Genomic DNA, 2500 nt, shown 5'->3' with positions numbered 1-2500 from the left:
GAGTTTAATACCTTCATCTGACCCTCCGTAGTGCAACACCAGCCCAGGATCGCTCCTGAACATGATGTCACAATACAAAGGGTCGAAGGTGGGTTTCCCCATTCGGAAATCCTCGGATCAAAGCTCGTTCGCAGCTCCCCAAGGCTTATCGCAGCGTACCACGTCCTTCATCGCCTCTCAGCGCCAAGGCATCCACCGAATGCTCTTACGACACTTGATTACTCTCATGATCGTTGTCCGCCGCTCGGCAAAGAGCAGGACAACGACCGTCAAGAAAGACCGTCTTTGCTTTCGCAAAGACTATTTATTTGCTTGCCAATGCATTCGATCCAACGGCCTGCGGGCCGTCGCTGGTTCGTCGGGACTAGGAGGCCCGACTTGACCAAATGCATTCCTCTTTACGATTTCAAACATCCGCGCCGCTCTCTGCACGAGAACAGCACGAAGCTCTGTGATACCGGACAAAACACTAAAGTGTTGGTGGAGCCAGACGGGATCGAACCGACGACCTCCTGAATGCAAATCAGGCGCTCTCCCAGCTGAGCTATGGCCCCCTTTGGGAAAGGACCCAAGATGACGTGGTGGGCCTGGGACGACTCGAACGTCCGACCTCACCCTTATCAGGGGTGCGCTCTAACCACCTGAGCTACAGGCCCGTAACTTCCGATCGGGAAGTCGCGAACGGCGACACCTGACACCTGTTGTCCGGAGTGAGATAAGAGAAGCGAAGACGGCAATGTCCCGCATATCGAGACCTGACTGGTCTCTTGTGTTCCAAGAGATCCAATAGAACCGGACAAAGCCGGATCTGAAGGATCATCCTTAGAAAGGAGGTGATCCAGCCGCAGGTTCCCCTACGGCTACCTTGTTACGACTTCACCCCAGTCGCTGACCCTACCGTGGTCGCCTGCCTCCTTGCGGTTGGCGCAGCGCCGTCGGGTAAGACCAACTCCCATGGTGTGACGGGCGGTGTGTACAAGGCCCGGGAACGTATTCACCGTGGCGTTCTGATCCACGATTACTAGCGATTCCACCTTCATGCACTCGAGTTGCAGAGTGCAATCCGAACTGAGACGGCTTTTTGGGATTAGCTTGCCCTCGCGGGTTCGCTGCCCATTGTCACCGCCATTGTAGCACGTGTGTAGCCCAGCCCGTAAGGGCCATGAGGACTTGACGTCATCCCCACCTTCCTCTCGGCTTATCACCGGCAGTCCCTTTAGAGTGCCCAACTGAATGATGGCAACTAAAGGCGAGGGTTGCGCTCGTTGCGGGACTTAACCCAACATCTCACGACACGAGCTGACGACAGCCATGCAGCACCTGTGTTCCCGCCAGCCGAACTGAAGAGGTGTGTCTCCACTCCTCATACGGGACATGTCAAAGGCTGGTAAGGTTCTGCGCGTTGCTTCGAATTAAACCACATGCTCCACCGCTTGTGCGGGCCCCCGTCAATTCCTTTGAGTTTTAATCTTGCGACCGTACTCCCCAGGCGGAATGCTTAAAGCGTTAGCTGCGCCACTGAGCAGCAAGCTGCCCAACGGCTGGCATTCATCGTTTACGGCGTGGACTACCAGGGTATCTAATCCTGTTTGCTCCCCACGCTTTCGCGCCTCAGCGTCAGAACCGGACCAGTAAGCCGCCTTCGCCACTGGTGTTCTTGCGAATATCTACGAATTTCACCTCTACACTCGCAGTTCCACTTACCTCTTCCGGTCTCAAGCTCTACAGTATCGAAGGCAATTCTGTGGTTGAGCCACAGGCTTTCACCCCCGACTTATAAAGCCGCCTACGCGCCCTTTACGCCCAGTGATTCCGAACAACGCTAGCCCCCTTCGTATTACCGCGGCTGCTGGCACGAAGTTAGCCGGGGCTTCTTCTGCGGGTACCGTCATTATCGTCCCCGCCGAAAGAGCTTTACAACCCTAAGGCCTTCATCACTCACGCGGCATGGCTGGATCAGGCTTGCGCCCATTGTCCAATATTCCCCACTGCTGCCTCCCGTAGGAGTCTGGGCCGTGTCTCAGTCCCAGTGTGGCTGATCATCCTCTCAGACCAGCTACTGATCGTCGCCTTGGTGAGCTCTTACCTCACCAACTAGCTAATCAGACGCGGGCCGATCCTTCAGCGATAAATCTTTCTCCTTACGGACGTATCCGGTATTAGCCCAAGTTTCCCTGGGTTATTCCGAACTGAAGGGCACGTTCCCACGCGTTACTCACCCGTCTGCCACTCACCCCGAAGGGTGCGTTCGACTTGCATGTGTTAAGCCTGCCGCCAGCGTTCGTTCTGAGCCAGGATCAAACTCTCAAGTTGAAAGAATTTGATCTCGACTTCCACTCTACGCAAATTGACAGAGTCCATCTCATCCAGCGTTTCCACTGAACGGTGGTACTCACCAAAGCATAGACTTGGTCGGTATCTTCTCAGGCTGCCCGAAAGCAACCCCGCAAGGACACCGCCGTCCACGCTTCTCTCTCTCATCTTCACTTGTCAAAGAGCA

General features: G+C 55.3%; 2 tRNA genes and 2 rRNA genes (1 of these 4 cut by a window edge). All 4 read right to left on the bottom strand.

The features are described 5' to 3' along the window. Positions 1-220 (bottom strand): 23S ribosomal RNA (locus LJD17_RS23805); it reaches 2598 nt to the left of the window's first position. A 258-nt stretch (positions 221-478) separates the two neighbouring features. Next, positions 479-554, bottom strand: a tRNA-Ala gene (locus LJD17_RS23800). A 25-nt stretch (positions 555-579) separates the two neighbouring features. Continuing rightward, positions 580-656 (bottom strand) — tRNA-Ile (locus LJD17_RS23795). A gap of 170 nt (positions 657-826) precedes the next feature. Further along, a 16S ribosomal RNA gene (locus LJD17_RS23790) occupies positions 827-2313 on the bottom strand. The 16S and 23S rRNA genes sit together here with 2 tRNA genes alongside, the layout of an rRNA operon. Between the last annotated feature and the right edge of the window lie 187 nt (positions 2314-2500).

Source organism: Microvirga rosea (assembly GCF_020595095.1).
Lineage (GTDB): Bacteria > Pseudomonadota > Alphaproteobacteria > Rhizobiales > Beijerinckiaceae > Microvirga > Microvirga rosea.
Note: the sequence above shows the minus strand (reverse complement) of the source record. Positions and strands in the feature narration are given on the sequence as shown.